The sequence below is a fragment of the Micromonospora sp. C28ISP2-4 genome (genome assembly GCF_030519385.1).
Lineage (GTDB): Bacteria > Actinomycetota > Actinomycetes > Mycobacteriales > Micromonosporaceae > Micromonospora > Micromonospora tulbaghiae.
Map to the genome: position 1 here is coordinate 224,360 of NZ_JAUMKG010000002.1, position 18,625 is coordinate 242,984.

Annotated in this window: 19 protein-coding genes; 1 reads left to right on the forward strand and 18 read right to left on the reverse strand. The window is 71.1% G+C overall.

The window, feature by feature from the left end; translation table 11 throughout:
* Nucleotides 1-39: 39 nt before the first annotated feature.
* The 14 genes from Q3W68_RS09785 to glyA all read right to left on the reverse strand — a co-directional run bounded on the left by Q3W68_RS09785 (nucleotide 40) and on the right by glyA (nucleotide 12,527).
* Nucleotides 40-615 (reverse strand): hypothetical protein, encoded by a 576-nt coding sequence (locus Q3W68_RS09785; protein WP_302905159.1) that lies wholly within the window; start codon nucleotides 613-615, stop codon nucleotides 40-42.
* Nucleotides 616-1,571: 956 nt separating this feature from the next.
* On the reverse strand, nucleotides 1,572-2,027 hold the full coding sequence (locus Q3W68_RS09790) for a DUF2550 domain-containing protein (RefSeq protein WP_302905160.1): 456 nt from the start codon (nucleotides 2,025-2,027) through the stop codon (nucleotides 1,572-1,574).
* 12 nt (nucleotides 2,028-2,039) lie between these two features.
* Nucleotides 2,040-2,318: a F0F1 ATP synthase subunit epsilon gene (locus Q3W68_RS09795; RefSeq protein ID WP_047893558.1), complete on the reverse strand. Its 279-nt coding sequence runs from the start codon at nucleotides 2,316-2,318 to the stop codon at nucleotides 2,040-2,042.
* Between the two features lie 109 nt (nucleotides 2,319-2,427).
* A complete protein-coding gene (locus Q3W68_RS09800) occupies nucleotides 2,428-3,573 on the reverse strand; it encodes an LCP family protein (protein WP_302905161.1) in 1,146 nt (381 codons plus the stop codon).
* Nucleotides 3,574-3,788: 215 nt separating this feature from the next.
* Nucleotides 3,789-5,234: a F0F1 ATP synthase subunit beta gene (gene atpD / locus Q3W68_RS09805; RefSeq protein WP_128136758.1), complete on the reverse strand. Its 1,446-nt coding sequence runs from the start codon at nucleotides 5,232-5,234 to the stop codon at nucleotides 3,789-3,791.
* Nucleotides 5,234-6,163, reverse strand: coding sequence for a F0F1 ATP synthase subunit gamma (locus tag Q3W68_RS09810; protein ID WP_302905162.1), 930 nt, complete (start codon nucleotides 6,161-6,163; stop codon nucleotides 5,234-5,236). The genes atpD and Q3W68_RS09810 overlap by 1 nt, the downstream gene beginning before the upstream one ends.
* A 4-nt stretch (nucleotides 6,164-6,167) precedes the next feature.
* On the reverse strand, nucleotides 6,168-7,820 hold the full coding sequence (gene atpA / locus Q3W68_RS09815; RefSeq protein ID WP_302905163.1) for a F0F1 ATP synthase subunit alpha: 1,653 nt from the start codon (nucleotides 7,818-7,820) through the stop codon (nucleotides 6,168-6,170).
* Nucleotides 7,821-7,905: 85 nt separating this feature from the next.
* On the reverse strand, nucleotides 7,906-8,727 hold the full coding sequence (locus tag Q3W68_RS09820; protein WP_302905164.1) for a F0F1 ATP synthase subunit delta: 822 nt from the start codon (nucleotides 8,725-8,727) through the stop codon (nucleotides 7,906-7,908).
* Nucleotides 8,727-9,266: a F0F1 ATP synthase subunit B gene (locus Q3W68_RS09825; RefSeq protein ID WP_091422605.1), complete on the reverse strand. Its 540-nt coding sequence runs from the start codon at nucleotides 9,264-9,266 to the stop codon at nucleotides 8,727-8,729. Before Q3W68_RS09825 ends, Q3W68_RS09820 begins: the two co-directional genes overlap by 1 nt.
* Nucleotides 9,267-9,295: 29 nt before the next feature.
* Nucleotides 9,296-9,523 carry an ATP synthase F0 subunit C gene (locus Q3W68_RS09830; protein WP_091422600.1) on the reverse strand — a complete coding sequence of 76 codons (228 nt, stop codon included), beginning with the start codon at nucleotides 9,521-9,523 and terminating at the stop codon, nucleotides 9,296-9,298.
* A gap of 70 nt (nucleotides 9,524-9,593) precedes the next feature.
* Nucleotides 9,594-10,391, reverse strand: a complete 798-nt coding sequence (gene atpB, locus Q3W68_RS09835; protein ID WP_121684030.1) for a F0F1 ATP synthase subunit A — start codon at nucleotides 10,389-10,391, stop codon at nucleotides 9,594-9,596.
* An 11-nt stretch (nucleotides 10,392-10,402) separates the two neighbouring features.
* Nucleotides 10,403-10,639, reverse strand: coding sequence for an AtpZ/AtpI family protein (locus Q3W68_RS09840; protein ID WP_091423295.1), 237 nt, complete (start codon nucleotides 10,637-10,639; stop codon nucleotides 10,403-10,405).
* A gap of 174 nt (nucleotides 10,640-10,813) precedes the next feature.
* Complete coding sequence (locus Q3W68_RS09845) at nucleotides 10,814-11,224, reverse strand: hypothetical protein (protein WP_302905165.1); 411 nt, start codon at nucleotides 11,222-11,224, stop codon at nucleotides 10,814-10,816.
* A gap of 13 nt (nucleotides 11,225-11,237) precedes the next feature.
* On the reverse strand, nucleotides 11,238-12,527 hold the full coding sequence (gene glyA, locus Q3W68_RS09850) for a serine hydroxymethyltransferase (protein WP_302905166.1): 1,290 nt from the start codon (nucleotides 12,525-12,527) through the stop codon (nucleotides 11,238-11,240).
* A 35-nt stretch (nucleotides 12,528-12,562) separates the two neighbouring features.
* On the opposite strand from glyA, the gene Q3W68_RS09855 reads away from it, so the two are divergent.
* On the forward strand, nucleotides 12,563-14,026 hold the full coding sequence (locus Q3W68_RS09855) for an SDR family oxidoreductase (RefSeq protein ID WP_302905167.1): 1,464 nt from the start codon (nucleotides 12,563-12,565) through the stop codon (nucleotides 14,024-14,026).
* Between the two features lie 139 nt (nucleotides 14,027-14,165).
* On the opposite strand, the gene Q3W68_RS09860 is transcribed toward Q3W68_RS09855, so the two are convergent.
* From Q3W68_RS09860 to prmC, 4 genes are all read right to left on the reverse strand, one after another.
* On the reverse strand, nucleotides 14,166-16,274 hold the full coding sequence (locus Q3W68_RS09860) for a transglycosylase domain-containing protein (RefSeq protein WP_302905168.1): 2,109 nt from the start codon (nucleotides 16,272-16,274) through the stop codon (nucleotides 14,166-14,168).
* A 112-nt stretch (nucleotides 16,275-16,386) separates the two neighbouring features.
* Nucleotides 16,387-16,998, reverse strand: a complete 612-nt coding sequence (locus tag Q3W68_RS09865) for a phosphotyrosine protein phosphatase (RefSeq protein WP_302905169.1) — start codon at nucleotides 16,996-16,998, stop codon at nucleotides 16,387-16,389.
* Nucleotides 16,999-17,643 (reverse strand): L-threonylcarbamoyladenylate synthase, encoded by a 645-nt coding sequence (locus Q3W68_RS09870; RefSeq protein ID WP_128136751.1) that lies wholly within the window; start codon nucleotides 17,641-17,643, stop codon nucleotides 16,999-17,001.
* Nucleotides 17,643-18,590 carry a peptide chain release factor N(5)-glutamine methyltransferase gene (gene prmC, locus Q3W68_RS09875; protein WP_302905170.1) on the reverse strand — a complete coding sequence of 316 codons (948 nt, stop codon included), beginning with the start codon at nucleotides 18,588-18,590 and terminating at the stop codon, nucleotides 17,643-17,645. Before prmC ends, Q3W68_RS09870 begins: the two co-directional genes overlap by 1 nt.
* Nucleotides 18,591-18,625: the final 35 nt, after the last annotated feature.

Here is an 18,625-nt window from a genome sequence, read left to right on the forward strand (position 1 = left end):
GGGGTGCCGGCCTTTCGCTGTGTGTCTTACTTGTTCGTCTTAGCTGTTCCAGTGCTCGGCGACCAGGTCGGCGGCCTGCTGCTCCCACTGGGCGTAGTGGTCCGGGTAGGCCGAGACCTGGACGGTCTGGGCGGCCTTGGTCAGGGGCATGTCCTGCCAGCCGTCGACCTGCTTGAGGCCGGTGAGGAACGCGGTGGTGGAGTACTCGGGGTCGGTGATCTGCTCGACCGTGCCCCAGCCGCTGGAGGGGCGCTGCTGGAACAGGCCCTGCGAGTCGTGGTCGTTGCGGTCACCGAGGTGGCCGAGGTTCTCCAGCTTCGACTCCTGCAACGCCGTCGCGATCGACACGACCGCGGCGCGTTCGTCCATGCCGGCCTTCTTCGTCGCCGCGATGATCGCCTTCACATTCGCGACCTGCTCGTCGTTCAGCTCGATCCGCGACTGCTCGCCCTGCACACCGTGCGGGATCAGCTTGTCACCCTGCACGCTCACCGCCACCGGCTTCGCGTGCGTGGTGGTGTCCGCCGCGTGAGCGGCCACAGGACCGGCGAACACGCCACCGGTGAAGGCCAGACCAGCAACACCCAGGATGCTCTTACGCAGGATCGTGTTCATCAGAATTGCTCCATTCGGGGGTCGACGCACCCGGGGGACGGGATGCGCGGGCACCGTCAGGCGCTCAAAAAGTCTCAGGGGGGTTCCGGGTCGCTCGCGGGGCAAGGGGGTGCCTCGTCGCGGCGCCGGAAGCATGTCCAACGACCCACCACCCGGCATCATTCCCGGGCGCTGCACGCCACCGGAGAGGGGTGCGGCGTGGTGGTTCACGTCGTCGGAACCGTGTGCAACGACCAGCCGGCCGGGATGATTCCCCACGGGCTCACGTCGCCAGAACCGTACTCAACGACCAGCGACCCCGGGGCTGTTCCCGCAGGCACAACCCCCTTGTTTCGGGGCGCGGCCGGTGCTCGGTCGTTCACCCGGTTACAACGCCACCCACCCCCTCAGCGATTCCGCCGTCAGAGTGCCGCCCACCACCCCCGAACCGGACATCCGACCCGGACACCCCAACCACACACCCGCCCGCACAGAGACCCCTCACCGGCCCAGGCCGGTGGCGTCGCCCGCCTGGCCCGGCCTGGGGGCCCACACCCAGATCGCGGTGATCATGAACTTGGCGGTGCTGAGTGTCCGGTTTGCCGCCGCCAACCTCATGATCGACTCTCCGGAGGGCCGGGGAGGGGTTCTTCGGGATGATCAAGGAGTTCGTGTCCTGGCGGGGTGCCGGACTTGGCCGCAAACTCCTTGATCCACGAGGGGCGTGGAGCGCAGGCGTCCAACTGCGCCGATCTTGCAGTTCGCGCCCTCGATGCGTCCCATTCGCGAGGGTTTCCGGGGTACCGAAGTGCAAGATCGCGGGAGTCTCGGGGAGCGTCTCGGGGATCTTGGAGTCGCGGTGCCTCGCGAAGGGTGCGAAACGGGCATCTTGCGGTGGCACAACTCGAAAGTCGGCGCCAAGGACGGTGCTCGCCACGACGCTCGGCGGGGAGCGCGGGGGGCGTGGAGAGCGGGGGTCAGGCGGCGGGCCAGTCCTGGGAGGCCAGACGCGGCGAGACCGCCCCGGGTGGGGCGGCCTCGAGCCAGGACAGGAATCCGGTGACCGTGGATCGCGCCATGGCGATCTCGATCGGCGCGTGGTGGCTGGTACAGCGCAGGATCACCCACTCGGCGGGCATCGACATGCGCTCCTGCCCCTCGGGCAGCCGGCGGCGCTCGACCGCCAGCCCCTTACGCGAGAGCACCCGCTTGGGGCGCAGCGCGAAGCTGAACATGCGATACCAGCGCAGCTCGTCGCCCACGAAGCGACCGAACCCGGGTGACCAGCCACGACCGTCGAGGATCGTGTTGACCCGGACGCTCAGCCGGATGATGCCACCGCTACGCGTGAACAGGGCCCGCCGGATGAAGAGGATCAGAAGCGCGACGACGACGACCGCGACGCCGATTCCGATCCCTTCGACGATCTCCATCGGCGGGTCGGCTCAGCGGGCCGGGGTGGCGGGGGTTGCGCTCTCGGCGAGGACTGTGACGCCCTCACCGGTCACCGACAGGAAGCCGCCGGCCACGTCGTACGCGACCTGCTGGCCACCGGCCTGCTTGATGCGTACCTGGCTGGGTTCGGCGAGCTGGCCGAGCAGAGGTGCGTGCCCCGGCAGCACACCGAGCTCACCCTCGGTCGTCCGGGCGACGACCATCTCGGCCTCGCCGGTCCAGACCTTCTCCTCGACGGCTACGAGCTCGACGTGAAGCTGCTGTGCCACGCTGTCTCCTTGCTGCGGCGGCGGATTGCCGAAAGTCTAGTCGCGCCCCCGCAGCCCACCCAACGCGGGTGGTGAGAGCCGGACCACCACGGCCCCGCACCCGCTCAGGCTACTTGGTCTTCTGGACGAAGTCGGGGTGCTCCAGCAGGAAAGCGTCGAGCTGCTCGTTACGCAGGGCGGTGAAGAAGTCCTCCGCCGGTTCGAGCAGTTGCTCACCCCGGTAGTTGCTGCCGGTGCCGATTCCCCCACCCGGCAGCTTGATCGTCTCGATCGCGTCCGGGCGAATGTCCTTCAGGGCCAGCCCGAAGTCCACCACGCTGTTGCCGCGCCCGTTGAACACCAGCGACTTGCCGGCCGCGCGCAGCACCCGGTCCAGCTTGACCGGGTTGGTCACCACGTCGGCGCTGAACGCCTGGCTCGCCATCGCCTTGACGAACTGCTGCTGGTGCCGCTGCCGGCCGTAGTCGCCGTCCGGCACGCCGTTCTTCGGGTACCGCTGCCGGACGTAGTCCAGCGCCTGCCAGCCCTCAAGGTGGGCGTTGCCCTTCTTGTACACCGCCTGCGGGCCGAGGTAGCCACCGCCGCCGGGCCGGAGCTGGCGCGGGGTGCCGTCCGGCTGCAGGTGCTCGGAGCGCACCTCCCGCTCGATGTACATGTCGACACCGCCCATGGCGTCGACGATCTTCTTGAACCCGCTGAAGTTGATGATCGCGCCGGCGTCGAAGCGCTTGATGCCGGTGACCCCCTGCACGGTCTTGGCGAGCAGCTCGAAGCCCTGTGCGGTGCTGGGGTTCTGCCCCGGCACGTTGCTCCCGTGCGACATGGCCGCGTTGAGCCGGTCGTTGGCGCCCGCGTAGTCGGCCTTGGGGAACGCCGGGATGTCGACCCGCAGGTCACGCGGGAGTGAGAAGAGGTAGCCGCGGTCCATGGTGGCGGGCACGTGCAGGACCATGATCGAGTCGGCCAGCGGCCGGGCGGTCGACGTCCGGGGGTCGACGCCGACGAGCAGGATGTTGAGCGGACCCTTGATGTCGCTCTTCTTCTCGGTGGCGCCGGCGGCCTGGTCACCGAAGAGGTCGGCCTTGCCCACCGATCCCTCGTAGCGGGCGACCAGGGCGCGGGAGCCGATCAGCACAGAGCCGCTGAGCACCACCATGACGATGCCCACGATCGTGCAGACGCGGGCCCACCGGGGCACGCCGCGCCACATGGACCGCTTCCCGCGATCCGCGCCGCCCTTACCGCCCACGAGCATCTCCAATCGTCGCGCCCACGGGTAGGAAGACGGGCGCGGGGGTCCGTTTGGTTGCAGAGATCAACGGCCGGGATGTGAAGTCGTGTCAGGAACGGTACCGCGCGATCCGGTGAACTGCTTGCCGGAGAACCGGGCATCTGGTAGTGCAGTGGCCCGAAAGGGCGAGGGCCGCCCCGGCTTTCGCCGGGACGGCCCTCGTGGGTGTGAGCGGGCTCTCAGCCCTCCTCGCCCATCAGCTCCTTGGCCTTGGCCCGAAGGTCGTCCAGGCCGCCGCACATGAAGAACGCCTGCTCCGGGAAGTGGTCGAACTCCCCCTCGCTGATCCGGCGGAAGGCGTCGATGGTCTCGGCGATCGGGACCGTCGAGCCGGGCACGCCGGTGAACTGCTCCGCCGCGTACGTGTTCTGCGAGAGGAACCGCTCGATCCGGCGGGCGCGGCCGACGGTGAGCTTGTCCTCCTCGGAGAGCTCCTCGATACCGAGGATGGCGATGATGTCCTGCAGGTCCTTGTAGCGCTGCAGGATCCGCTTCACCTCGGTGGCGACGGCGAAGTGCTCCTCGCCGACGAACTCCGGGGCGAGGATCCGGGACGAGGACGCCAGCGGGTCCACGGCCGGGTAGATGCCCTTGTCGGAGATCGACCGCTCCAGGTTGGTGGTCGCGTCGAGGTGGGCGAACGTGGTGGCCGGCGCCGGGTCGGTGTAGTCGTCGGCGGGCACGTAGATCGCCTGCATCGAGGTGATGGCCTGGCCCCGGACGGAGGTGATCCGCTCCTGGAGCTCGCCCATCTCGTCGGCCAGGGTCGGCTGGTAACCCACGGCGCTCGGCATACGGCCGAGCAGCGTGGACACCTCGGAACCGGCCTGGGTGAAGCGGAAGATGTTGTCGATGAAGAGCAGCACCTCCTGCTTCTTCACGTCACGGAAGTACTCCGCCATGGTCAGGGCGGACAGCGCGACCCGCAGGCGGGTGCCCGGCGGCTCGTCCATCTGGCCGTAGACCAGCGCGGTCTTGTCGATGACGCCCGACTCGGTCATCTCGGCGATGAGGTCGTTGCCCTCGCGGGTGCGCTCACCCACGCCGGCGAAGACCGAGGTACCACCGAAGTTGCGGGCCACACGGGTGATCATCTCCTGGATGAGCACCGTCTTGCCCACGCCCGCGCCGCCGAACAGGCCGATCTTGCCGCCCTTGACGTACGGGGCGAGCAGGTCGATGACCTTGATGCCGGTCTCCAGCATCTCGGTCTTCGGCTCCAGGTCGGCGAAGGCCGGGGCCTTGCGGTGGATGCCCCACCGGTCGTCGGCCTGGATGGTCTCGCCCTCGGTGAGGTTGAGGCACTCGCCGATCGCGTTGAACACGTGGCCCTTGACCGCGTCGCCCACCGGCACGCTGATCGGCGCGCCGGTGTCGCGCACCTCGGTGCCGCGGACCAGGCCGTCGGTCGGCTGCATCGAGATGGCGCGGACCAGGTTGTCACCCAGGTGCTGGGCGACCTCCAGGGTCAGCGTCTTCTCACCGCCGGAGAGCGTCACGTTGACGTGCAGGGCGTTGAACAGCTCCGGCATCGCGTCGCGCGGGAACTCGGCGTCGACGACCGGGCCGATGACCCGGACCACGCGACCCGTGGCCGTCTTGGTCTCAACTGCGGATACAGTCATCACACTTCACTTCCCGACGCGGCCAGCGCGTTCGCGCCGCCGACGATCTCACTGATCTCCTGGGTGATGCCGGCCTGACGGGCCGAGTTCATCTCACGCGTGTACTTCTCGATCATCTCTTCGGCGTTGTCGGTGGCGCTCTTCATCGCCCGCCGACGGGCGGCCGACTCACTGGCCGCCGACTCCAGCAACGCCGCGAAGATCCGCGTGTTGATGTACTTCGGCAGCAGGGCGTCGAGCAGCGACTCCGGCTCCGGCTCGAACTCGTACGCCGGCAGCAGGCCCTCGGACCGGGGCCGGTCCTCGACCTGCATCGGACCGACGATCCGGGTCACCGGGTTCTGCGTCATCAGGGACTTGAACTCGGTGTAGACGATGTGCAGCTCGTCCACGCCGAGAATCCCGTCCGCGCCGGCCTCGTTGTCGGTGTCGTCCGCGCCGGCGGTGAACGCCTTGATCAGCGTCTCACCGACCTCGCGGGCGTCCTCGAACGACGGCTGCTCGGAGAAGCCCGTCCAGCTGGCGGCGATCGTCCGGTTGCGGAACCGGTAGAACGCCACGCCCTTGCGGCCGATGACGTAGAGCACGGGCTCCTTGCCGTCGGCGCGCAGGCGGGCGATCAGCGACTCGGCGGTCCGGATCGCGTTCGAGCTGTACCCACCGGCCAGGCCCCGGTCGGCGGTGACCAGCAGGACGCCCGCCCGCCGCACCCGCTCGCGCGGGGTGAGCAGCGGGTGGTCGATCCGCGCGTTCGAGGCCAGCGCCGTCAGCACGCCGGTGATCGCCTCGGCGTACGGCAGCGAGGCCGCCACCTTGGCCTGGGCCTTGGCGATGCGGCTCGTCGCGACGAGCTCCATCGCCTTGGTGATCTTCTTCATCCCCTTGGCGGAACGGATCCGCTGCCGGAGAACGCGTACCTGGGCGGCCATCGGATCAGCTCTCGGCCGGGCGGTCGGTGGTGCCGTCGCGGAAGCGGGTCACCGTCTCGCGGCTCTGCTCGCCCTCCAGCGGCTTGGCCGGCGCGTCGTTGACCCGGACCTCGTCCTCCTTGCCCAGGAAGACCTGCTTGAACTCACCGATCGCGGAGTCGAGCGAGGAGATGATCTCGTCGTCCCACTTGTTGTCCGCGATCCCGGCCAGGACGCCCTCGTGCTTGTGGCGGAGGTACTGGAGGAACTCGGACTCGAAGCGGCGGACCTCGCCGACCGGGACGTCGTCCAGCTTGCCCTCGGTGCCGGCCCAGACGGAGACGACCTGCTCCTGCACCGGGTACGGCGAGTAGTTCGGCTGCTTGAGCAGCTCGACCAGGCGGGAACCGCGGTCCAGCTGGGCCCGGGAGGCCCGGTCCAGGTCGGAGGCGAAGGCGGCGAACGCCTCCAGCTCGCGGTACTGGGCCAGGTTCAGCCGCAGCGAACCGGCGACCTTCTTCATCGGCTTCACCTGCGCGGCGCCACCGACCCGGGAGACCGAGGTGCCGACGTTGATGGCCGGCCGGACGCCCTGGTTGAACAGGTCGGTCTCGAGGAAGATCTGGCCGTCGGTGATGGAGATGACGTTGGTCGGGATGAACGCCGAGATGTCGTTCGCCTTGGTCTCGATGATCGGCAGACCGGTCATCGAGCCGCCGCCCAGCTCGTCGGAGAGCTTGGCGCAGCGCTCCAGCAGACGCGAGTGCAGGTAGAAGACGTCACCCGGGTAGGCCTCACGGCCCGGCGGGCGACGCAGCAGCAGCGACACGGCGCGGTAGGCCTCGGCCTGCTTGCTCAGGTCGTCGAAGACGATCAGGACGTGCTTGCCGCCGTACATCCAGTGCTGCCCGATGGACGAGCCGGTGTAGGGGGCGAGGTACTTGAAGCCGGCCGGGTCGGAGGCCGGGGAGGCGACGATGGTGGTGTACTCCATCGCGCCCGCCTCCTCCAGCGTCCCCTTGATGGAGGCGATGGTGGAGGCCTTCTGGCCGATCGCGACGTAGATGCAGCGGACCTGCTTCTTCGGGTCGCCGGAGCGCCAGTTTTCGCGCTGGTTGAGGATGGTGTCCAGGGCGACGGTGGTCTTGCCCGTCTTGCGGTCACCGATGATCAGCTGGCGCTGGCCACGGCCGATCGGGGTCATCGCGTCGACGGCCTTGATGCCCGTCTGGAGCGGCTCGTCGACCGACTTGCGGGACATCACGTTCGGGGCCTGGAGCTCCAGCTCGCGGAAGCCCTCGTTGGCGATGTCGCCGAGGCCGTCGATCGGCTCGCCCAGCGCGTTCACCACGCGGCCGAGGAACGCGTCGCCGACCGGCACGGAGAGCACCCGGCCGGTGCGCTTGACGCGCTGACCCTCTTCGATCCCGCCGAAGTCACCGAGGACGACGACACCGATCTCCCGGACGTCGAGGTTCAGCGCCACGCCGAGCGTGCCGTCCTCGAACTCCAGGAGCTCGTTGGTCATGGTCGAGGGGAGACCCTCGACGTGGGCGATGCCGTCACCGGCGTCGGCGACGGTGCCGACCTCCTCGCGGGAGACGTCGGCCGTGTAGGAGGAGACGTAGCGCTCCAGGGCGCTGCGGATCTCCTCCGTCGAGATGGTCAGCTCGGCCATCCTCTGCTTCCTTAAGTATCAGGGGCCCGGGATACCTAGTACCGACCGGTCCGATGGCGTCGAATCAGGGCTGCTAAGACGCTGGTCAGCGCTTCGCGAGCGCGTTGCGGGTCTCGTTGAGGCGGCGCAGGACGGTCCCGTCGTACAGGTCGGATCCGACCTGTACGCGCACTCCGCCGAGCACGTCGGGGTCGACCGTCTGCTTGACGGACACCTCCCGACCGTACATCTGGGAGAGGCGGGCGCCGAGGCGTCGCTCCTCCTCGTCGTTCAGCGGAGCCGCCACTGTCACGTACGCGACCTGACGGTCCCGCCGGTCGGCGGCCAGCTCGACCAGCCGGGTGAGCGCACCGGTGAAGGAGCGTCCCCCGAAGCCGGCGAGCGCGGCCTCGACGAGGCGGACGGTGACCGGCCGGGCCTTGCCGGCGAGCAGCTGCTGGGCCAGTTCGGCCCGCCGCTGCACCGGGGCCATCGGGTCGGAGAGCGTGTTGGACAGCTCGCCGGAGCCGGAGACGACCTGCCCGAAGCGGAACAGCTCGTCCTCGACCTCGCCCAGCTCGCCGGTCGAGTCGGCGCTCGCCAGGAGCGCCTCCACGCCGAGCCGCTCGACGCCGTCGAGCAGCTCCGACGGGGCCGACCAGCGGCCGGAGACCAGCGTCGCGACCAGGTCGAGCGCTTCCGCGCCGATCCGGTCGCGCAGCATGTCGCCGAGCAGGCCGGTGCGGTCGGCACCGGATCGGGCCGGGTCGGAGAGCGCCCGGCGCAGCCGCGGCTCGCGCCGCAGCAGGGCGGCGACGGAGAGGATGTCGTCGGCGGTGGAGGCCACCGCCGACGGCTCCGCGCCGCGGGCGTACGCGTCGAGGCGCTCGGCCCCGGCGGAGTACGACTCCCGGCTGGCGGCCTGCATCAGCGGGCCCCCGTGCTCTCGAGGCCGCTCAGGAACCGGTCGACGGTGCCCTTGCGACGCGCCTCGTCGGCCAGCGACTCACCGACGATCTTGCTGGCCAGGTCCACCGCGATGGTGCCGACCTCGGTGCGCAGCTCGCGCACGATGGTGGCCCGCTCCGCGGCGAGCTGCTCCTTGCCGGCGGCGATGATCCGGTCGGACTCCTCGCGCGCCTTGGCGAGGATGTCCTGGCGGATGCCCTCGGCGTCGGCCCGGGCGTCGTCGCGGATCTTGGCGGCATCGGTACGCGCCTCCGCGAGCTGGGCCCGGTACTGCTCGAGCAGCTGGTTCGCCTCGGCCTGCGCGGCCTCGGCTCGCTTGATGCCGCCCTCGATCGCGTCCACCCGGGCCTGGAACGTCTGCTCCATGCGCGGGAAGACGAACTTCATCAGCACGAAGCAGAGGACACCGAAGGCGACCAGCCCGACCACGATCTCCTGCCAGACAGGAATGATCGGGTTGTGGGTCGTCTCACCACCCTCAGCGGCGAGGAAGTACATGGGAAAACCTCCCGGTCAAAGGGGCTGGTTCAGCCGGCCCAGATGAAGCCGAAGGCGATGCCCAGCAGCGCCAGCGCCTCGATGACGGCGAAGCCGATCCAGACGTACGGAAGGGTCATCCGGGACGACTCCGGCTGGCGGGCGGTCGACTGGATGTAGGCCGAGAAGACCAGGCCCACGCCGATGCCCGGGCCGATGGCCGCGAGACCGTAGCCGATGGCGGCGGTGCTGCCCTCTACCGCGGCGTAGATGTCCATTGGTTGGTTCCTCCTGGTTATCACGCGTGACGGTCACGCGGGACGACAACGGTTGGTGCGAAAGATCGGATCAGTGCTCGTCGGCGAGGGCGCCCTGCACGTAGCTGGCGGTCAGCACCGTGAAGACGTACGCCTGCAGACAGATCACCAGGAACTCGAGGAAGGTCAGCGCGATCGTCATCACCCAGGACAGCACCGAGACCGGTGCCAGCCAGACGTTGGCGCTGAGCATGGCGAACCCGCCGAGCGTGAAGACCAGCAGGAGCATGTGGCCGGCGAACATGTTCGCGAAGAGACGGACGGCCAGCGAGAACGGCCGGACCAGGAACGTCGAGAAGAACTCGATCGGGATCAGCAGCGGCAGGATGTACCAGGGCGCCGGCGGGACCAGAGAGGCCTTGACGTACTTCACGAAGCCGTGGTGCCGGATGCCGACCCAGATGAACATCACGTAGCTGATCACGGCGAGGATGGCCGGGAACGCGATGTGCGAGTTCGGCGAGATCTGGAAGAACGGCACGATGGCGAAGAAGTTCGTCAGCAGGATGAAGCAGAAGAGCGTGGTGAAGTACGGCGCGAACCGCACTCCCGCGTGCCCGATCATGTCCACCGCGATGTTGTTGCGCACGAAGCCGTAGATCGACTCGGCGAACCACTGCTTCTTGGTGGGGACGAGCTGCGGCTTCCGGTACGTGGCCAGGAAGAAGATGATCAAGATACCGACGGCGATCCACACCATCGCCGTGATCTTGGTGAACCAGTACGAGTTCTCCGCACCCCAGGGCAGGATGCTGGGCAGGTAGAAGTCCCCCACACTGGGTGGGAATTCCGCCTGGCCCTGAGCCAGGACGTTCGCCTGTCCGAACACCGCGTCCCTTCCTAAGTAGGCGTGCCCAGTCGGCGGACGACCAGGATGATCCCCCCGGCCATGCCGAGCACGACCCCGATACCAGTGGCGACGCCGCCGGTATCGAGCCAACGGTCGACCAGCCAGCCGATGAAACCCCAGACGAGCATGCCCCCGATGAGGTATGAGAGCGCGGTCCAACCCTGACCGGCACCGGACGGAACGTCGCCCGGGCCGCCAGTGTCGGGGGGTTTCTGGTCACCGGCCATGACGGGGCGAACGATATCAGTCGAGCAGAAGAGGCTGTGCCTCACCCCCCGCACAACCTGGTTGTGTGGGACACGGGCGGGCGAAGTCGTCTGGAGGAACGGTACTCCTCCCCCGCCACTGAGAGAATGACCGATCGCGGACAGAACCACGCGTCGCCCGAAGGGTGGGACGGCTCAGCGCGGCATCCGTCGGGCATGGACGGTCGTGAGCCACCAGACGTGCACGCCGGTCCAGACCACGACGCCCGCGGCGATGCCGACAGCGAACGGAATCAGCCCCGGCCAGCCGGTCGAGGCGACCAGCACCATCACCCCGCCGAGCGCGGTGATCTTGGCGACGTAGAGGCCCAGCCCGAACGGCAGCACGAGCTGCGGATCCTTCGAGTCCGCCCAGGCCAGCACCACAGTGGTGAGCGTGTAGCTCGCCGCCGTGACGGCCACCCCGGCCGCCGCGCCGAGCGCGCCGTCCGCGCCGCGCCACACCCCGCCGGCCACCGCCGCGACAGCGGCGAGCACCGCCACGGCGGCCAGCAGCACCGGCAGGTGACGCAGTCGCCAGCCGCGGTCCGCGGTCTCCTCCGCCACGCGCGTCCCGGGCTCAGCCACGGGGATACGCCGGGAACTCGGTGACCAGCTCGGTCACGTCGGCGGCGATCCGGGTCAGCTCGTCGCCGCCACCGGGGGACTCCGGATCGGTCCGCACCGCCCGCCCGATCAACGCGGCGATCCGGCGCATCTCCCCCTCCCGCATGCCCTGGGTGGTGACGCTCGGCGAGCCCACCCGGATGCCGGAGGCGACCGAGGGCGGCTGCGGGTCGTACGGGATGGCGTTCTTGTTGAGCGTGATGCCGGCGGCGTCGCAGCGGGCCTCGGCCTGGGCGCCGGTCACGCCGGTCTCGCGCAGGTCGAGCAGCGCCAGGTGGGTGTCGGTGCCGCCGGAGACCGGCGGCAGCCCCTCCGCGGCCAGCCCGTCGGCGAGCGCGCGGGCGTTGGCGACCACCTGGGCGGCGTACGTGCGGAACTCGGGCTGCGCGGCCTCGCGCAGCGCGACGGCCTTGGCCGCGACGGCGTGCATCAGCGGGCCGCCCTGGGTGAACGGGAAGACCGCCTTGTCGATCCGGGCCGCCAGCGGCTCCCGGCAGAGGATCATGCCGCCGCGCGGGCCGCGCAGCACCTTGTGGGTGGTCGCGGTGACCACGTCGGCGTACGGCACCGGGGACGGGATCGCGCCGCCGGCCACCAGGCCGATGAAGTGCGCGGCGTCCACCATCAGGTACGCGTCGACCTCGTCGGCGATCTCCCGGAAGCGGGCGAAGTCGATCAGGCGCGGGTACGCGGTCGCGCCGCAGATGATCATCTTCGGCCGGTGCGCCCGGGCCAGGTCGCGCACCTCGTCGTAGTCGATCGTCCCGGTGTCCCGCCGGACCGTGTAGCCGACCGGGTGGAACCACTTGCCGGAGAAGTTCACCCGGCTGCCGTGGGTCAGGTGCCCGCCGTGCGGCAGGTCCATGGCCAGCACCGTGTCACCCGGCTGCACCAGTGCGGCGTACGCCGCCAGGTTGGCGTTCGCCCCGGAGTGCGGCTGGACGTTCGCGTGCTCGGCGCCGAACAGCTCCTTCGCCCGGGAGACCGCCAGTTCCTCGGCCCGGTCCACCTCGGCGCAGCCGCCGTAGTAGCGCCGCCCCGGGTAGCCCTCGGCGTACTTGTTCGTCAGCGTGGAACCCAGCGCGGCCAGCACCGCCGGCGAGGCGAGGTTCTCGCTGGCGATCAGTTGCAGGCCGCCGCGCAGCCGGTCCAGCTCACCCAGCACAACCTCGGCGATCTCCGGGTCGACGGCACTGAGCTGCTGGAAGTCCGGTCCCCAGAAGGTGTCCCTCGCGTTCTCCACAGCGAAGGAGTCTACGGAGCCGCACACTGGAGGCCGTGAGATGCCTCGTCACCGGCGCGACCGGCTACATCGGCGGACGCCTCGCGCCCCGGCTGCTGGCCGAGGGGCACACCGTACGCTGCCTGGCCCGTACCGCCGGGCGGCTGCGGGACGTGCCGTGGGCGGCCGAGGCGGAGGTCGTCGAGGGCGACCTGCGGCGGCCGGAGACGCTGCCGGCCGTGTTCGCGGGCATCGAGGTGGCGTACTACCTGGTGCACTCGCTGGGCCAGCGTGGTTTCGAGACGGCCGACCGGGAGGCGGCGACGAACTTCGCCGAGGCGGCGCGCGCCGCGGGCGTACGCCGGATCGTGTATCTCGGCGGGCCGGAGCCGGCGGAGCGCGACGGCCTGCCCTCGGCGCACCTGCGCTCCCGGGCGGAGGTCGCGCGGATCCTGCTGGACAGCGGCGTGCCCACAGCGGTGCTGCGCGCCGCCGTGATCATCGGGTCCGGTTCGGCCTCGTTCGAGATGCTGCGCTACCTGACCGAACGGCTCCCGGCGATGGTCACCCCGCGCTGGGTACGCAACCGGATCCAGCCGATCGCGGTCCGGGACGTGCTGCGCTACCTGGCCGCCTGCGCGCACCTGCCGGCCGACGTCAACCGGGCCTTCGACATCGGCGGCCCGGACGTGCTGACCTTCACCGAGATGATGCAGCGGTACGCCCGGGTGGCCGGTCTGCGGCCCCGGGTCATCCTGCCGGTACGCCCGCTCACCCCGTCGCTCTCCTCGCACTGGGTCGGCCTGATCACGCCGGTGCCGAACGCGATCGCCCGGCCGCTCGTGGAGAGCCTGGTGCACGAGGCGGTGGCGCACGAGCACGACATCGCCGAGTACGTGCCCGACCCGCCCGAGGGGCTGACCGGATTCGATCAGGCGGTCGCGCTGGCCCTGACCAAGGTGCGCGACGCGCAGGTGGAGACGCGCTGGTCGAACGCGAGCGGGCCGGACGCGCCGGCCGAGCCGCTGCCGTCGGACCCGCGCTGGTCCGGCGGCACCGCGTACACCGACATGCGGGAGCGGACGGTGGACGCGCCACCGGAGGCGTTGTGGCGGGTCATCGAGGGCGTCGGCGGCGAGCACGGCTGGTACTCGTTCCCGCTGGCCTGGTCGGTGCGCGGCTGGATGGACCGGCTGATCGGCGGCGTCGGGCTGCGCCGGGGGCGGCGCGACCCGCACCGGCTCCAGGTCGGCGAGGCGCTGGACTTCTGGCGGGTCGAGGAGATCGTCCCGGGTGAGTTGCTGCGGCTGCGCGCCGAGATGCGGCTGCCCGGGCGGGCCTGGCTGGAGATGCGCGCCGAGCCCGACGGGGACGGTCGCAGCCGCTACGTCCAGCGCGCCGTGTTCCTGCCGCGCGGGCTGCCCGGCCACCTCTACTGGGCCTCGGTGGCCCCGTTCCACGCGGTCGTCTTCGGCGGCATGGCCCGCAACATAGCCCGAGGCGCCGAACACCCCGGCTGACCCACCCTCACCCCTCGCCCTCGCGCCCCGCCCGCGATCTTGCACTTGCGGCCCTTGATTTGCCCGTTATGCACCTTCCGCCGGGGCGGCAAGTGCAAGATCGGCGACGGCGAGGGCGGGGGCGAGGGCGGGGTGGGGGTCAGTTGCCGGTACGGGGGCTGGTGTGCTGGAAGGCCACGGCCTGGCCGGGTGGGACGAAGTCGCGTACCGGCTCGTCGCGCAGCGACCACGCGAGGATGCGGCCCACGGCGGCGATCTGCCGCTTCTGCACGCCGCCGCCGACCGCGTCCCGGGGGTCGTCCGGGTTCGCGGCGATCGTGGCGACCGACAACTGCGGCGTGAACGCGACGACCGTCTCGGTGGCGTTCCGCTCCGAGCTGCCGGTCTTGCCCGCCACCGGCCGGCGCAGGCCCGGGGCCAGTTCCTCGGCCGTGCCGCCGTCGCAGCGCCGGTACATGGACTGGTCGCCGACCGGGCAGCGGCTGGCGTCGGCTGCCGCGCGGGCCACCTCGGTGTCGAGCACCTGCCGGCAGTCGGTGTTCCCGGCGGCCACCTTCCGGCCGGCCGGGTCGGTGATCGAGGTGACCGGCGTGGGCCGGCACCAGGTGCCCTCGGCGGCGACCGCGGCGTACGCGCCGGCCAGGTCCAGCGGCGTGGTGGCGGAGACGCCGAGCGTGAACGGTCCCCAGCTCTTGGCGCCCTCGCGGGCCATCCTGGCGTCGGCCGGAGCGCGGAAGACGATGCCCAGCCGCTGGGCCATCTCGACCACCCGGTCCGCGCCGACGCGCTCGGTGAGCCACGCGAAGTACGTGTTCACCGACCGGCCGAACGCGTCCCACATGTCCCGGTCGCCGTCCATCCAGTAGGTGTTGGCGTTCGCCGGGCACCACCGGCCGCCGCAGCTCGCCGGGCCGGCGCCCACCGGGTACTGCGTCACGTAGACGGGCGGCGCGTCGAACACGGTGTCCAGCGGCAGCCCGGACTCCAGCGCGGCCAGCAGCGCGAACAGCTTGAACGTGGAGCCCGCCTGGTAGCCGGTGATGCCACCACCGCCGGCCACCAGCTGGTTGACCGTGTTCGGGTAGTTCTGCTGCCCGTCCGGGTTGGCGGCCGTGCCGTAGGTGCGGTTCACCGCCATGGCCAGCACCCGGCCGGTGCCCGGCTGCACCACGGCTGTCGGCGCCGCCCGCGCGATCGTCTCCGGGTAGATCGCCCGCACCTGCTCGCTCGCCTTGGCCTGCACGTCCGGGTCGAGCGAGGACACGATCTTCCAGCCGCCCCGGCGTAGCGTCCGCTGCCGCTCGTCGACGTTCTCGCCGAACGCCGGCTGGGCGTTCCACCACTGCGTGAACCAGTCGCAGAAGAAGCCCCAGTCGTTGTGGTCGGCGGGCACCGCGGCGCAGTCGTTCGGGGTGGTGTTGGGCGCCAGCGCCAGTTCCGTGGCCTTCGCCGCCTCGGCGTCGGCCGCGCTCACCCGTCCGGTCTCCACCATCCGGTCCAGCACGTACGCCCGGCGTTGCAGCGCCGAGTCGGCGTCCCCGTTGATCGGGTCGTCGGCCGGGGACCGGACCAGCCCGGCGAGCAGCGCGGCCTGGGCCAGCGTGAGCCGGTCCGGCGTGGTGGAGAAGTAGCGCTTGCTGGCGGCGGCGATGCCGTACGCCCCGGCGCCGAAGTACGCGATGTTCAGGTAGCGCCCGAGGATCTCGTCCTTGCCGATCTGCCGTTCCAGCGTCAGCGCGTACCGCATCTCGCGGATCTTGCGCCCGACGGTGATCTCGGTGGCGGCGGCGCGCTGCTCCTCGGTCAGCCGGGGGTCACCGGCCAGCGCGTTGCGCACGTACTGCATGGTCAGCGTGGAGGCGCCCTGTCGGGTGCCCTCGCGGCGGTTGGCGGTGAACGCCCGCGCCACGCCGCGCACGTCGACGCCGTGGTGCTCGTAGAAGCGCACGTCCTCGGCGGCCACGATCGCCTCGCGCATCACCGGCGCCACCTCGCCGACCGGCACGTCCACCCGGTCCTCGACGTAGAACGAGGTGATCAGCGTCCGCCCGTCGTTCGCGTACAGGTTGGAGCGCTGCGCCGGCTGCGGCGTCTTGAGCGCCTCCGGCAGCGCCGTGTACGGCATCAGGTTCTTCACGCCCAGCCCGAAGACCAGCGCGGCCGGCAGCGCGGCGGCGGCCAGGGCCAGTCCGGCGAGCACGCCGGCGAGCACAACGGTGAACAGCTTGTCGAGATGGGCCCGGTTCATCAGCTCTCCCCGCAGGAGCCGGCCGTACGGACCCGTTCAGAATGACCGGAATGCTCGCTTTCGCCGACACCTTCCGCGAAATGCGCAGGAAGTTCGCGAGGAAGGATGAATCTCAGGGCAGCAGCGCGGCAGCCAGCGGCTGCACCGTCTCCTCGATCTCGTCCGCGACCCGGCTGAAGCACTGGTCGCCCCGGCCCCACGGGTCGTCCAGATCGTCGGTGGGCAGCGCGGAGGCGTTCTGCCGGGCCGCGTCGGCCGCCGCCACCAGGGCGACGCCGCGCGCGTACACGGCGTCCGGCGTGGGGTCGGCCGGCGGCAGCGCGGACCGGTCCAGCCCGCCGAGCAGGCGGCCGAACTCACCGAGGACGAACGTTCGCGCGGCGGCGTCCGGCCGCAACGCCACCACATACTCCTGCTGGTCGGCGGTGGCGGTGAGCACCAGGTCGGCGGCGTCGATCAGGTCCGAGCGCAACCGCCGGGCGGCGAACCCCTCGGTGTCACCGCCGCGCGAGATCACCTGCCGGGCGGCGGGCGGGTTCATCTCCTCGCCCGCGTGCCAGCCCCCGGTGCCGGCGCTGTGGCTGTGCACGAGCGCGTCCGACCCGGCCGGGTCGACGTCGAGGCGGGCCAGCCGCTCCCGGACCGCGAGCAGCAACAGCCGCTCGGCCATCGGCGACCGGCAGATGTTGCCCATACAGACGTGCAGGACGGTGAAGGGCGGCACTCAGACCCCCCGCTCGTCGAGGATGTCCGGCACGACCTCCCGCAGCTTCGCCAGCGTCACCGCGCCCTCGCGCAGCACCCGCGGCACGTCGCCGGTCAGGTCGACGATGGTGCTCGGCACCGGGTCCACCGCCGGCCCGGCCTCCAGGTACGCCCGGACGCCGTAGCCGAGCTGGTCGCGCGCCTCCTCGGCGGTGAGCGCGGCAGGCTGGCCGATCTTGTTGGCCGAGGCGACGGCCATCGGCCCGGTCTCCCGCAGCACCTCCAGCGCGACCGGGTGCAGCGGCATCCGTACCGCCACCGTGCCGCTGTTGTCGCCCAGGTCCCAGGCCAGGCTCGGCGAGTGCTCCACCACGATGGTCAGCGCACCGGGCCAGAACGCCTCGACCAGGTCGCGGGCCGCGCCGGGCAGCGAGAAGACCAGGCCGTCGAGCGTGTGCCGGGAACCGATGAGCACCGGGGGCGCCTGCCGGGCGCCGCCCTTGGTGTCCGCCAGGGCCTTCACCGCGTACGGGGTGAAGGCGTCCGCACCGATGCCGTAGACCGTGTCGGTCGGCAGGACGACGAGTTCCCCGTTCTTGACCGCCTCGATGGCAGCGGCGATGCCGCGGTCCCGGTCGGCGGGCGACCGACAGTCGTAGAGCATCACGAGGAGTCAGTCTGCCACGCCGGGGCCGGGTCGGCGTGGGTGCCGTCCGCCCGCCGGGACGCGGTCGCCCAGCGGGGCCGCCCGGCCAGGTCGCGGTGTTCCTCGACCCGGTCGTAGCGGCCGTCGACGCGCAGCAGCCCGGGCACCGCCGCCGCGTGGGTGTCGTCGTGCTCGATGCCGATCGCGCCGCCCGGGCGCAGCAGCAGGGCCGCCCGGCGCACCACCGGCCGGATCACGTCCAGCCCGTCCGCGCCGCCGAACACCGCCTCGTCCGGGTCGTGCCCGGCCACCTCCGGCGGCACCGTCACCGACCTCGGCACGTACGGCGGGTTGCACAGCAGCACGTCGACCCGCCCGGCCAGGTCGGCCAGCAGCTCCGGATCGGTCACGTCGGCGGCCACCACCTCGATCGGCCGGTCCCCGGCGGCGGCCCGGCCGGCCGCGTTGCGCCGCAGCCACGCCAGCGCGGCCGGGGACCGTTCCACAGCCACCACCCGGGCCGCGGGCACCTCCTGCGCTACCGCGAGGGCGATCGCGCCGGAACCGCTGCACAGGTCGACCACGAGCGGCGCGGCGTACTCCCGGGCCCGCTCGATCCCCCAGCCGGCCAGCAGTTCGGTCTCCGGCCGGGGCACGAAGACGCCCGGCCCGACGCCCAGCTCCAGGTGCCGGAAACCGGCCGAGCCGAGCAGGTGCTGCAACGGCTCCCGCGTCACCCGCCGCCGGACGAGCGCGTCCAGCCGGTCGCGCTGCGCCGGGGTGAAGCCGTCGGCGAGCGCCAGCCGGCCACGCGGCACTTCCAGGACGTACGCGGCGAGCTGCTCGGCCTCGGCGCGGGGCGCCTCGACGCCGGCCGCCGCGAGCGCGCGCTCCACCCGGTTGATCACCAGCGAGGGGCGTTCGCGTTCTGTCCCTTCGGACGGGTGTTGCGGGAGTGCGGTCACGCAATAATCATGAGGCGTCGCGGCCCGCCTCACGA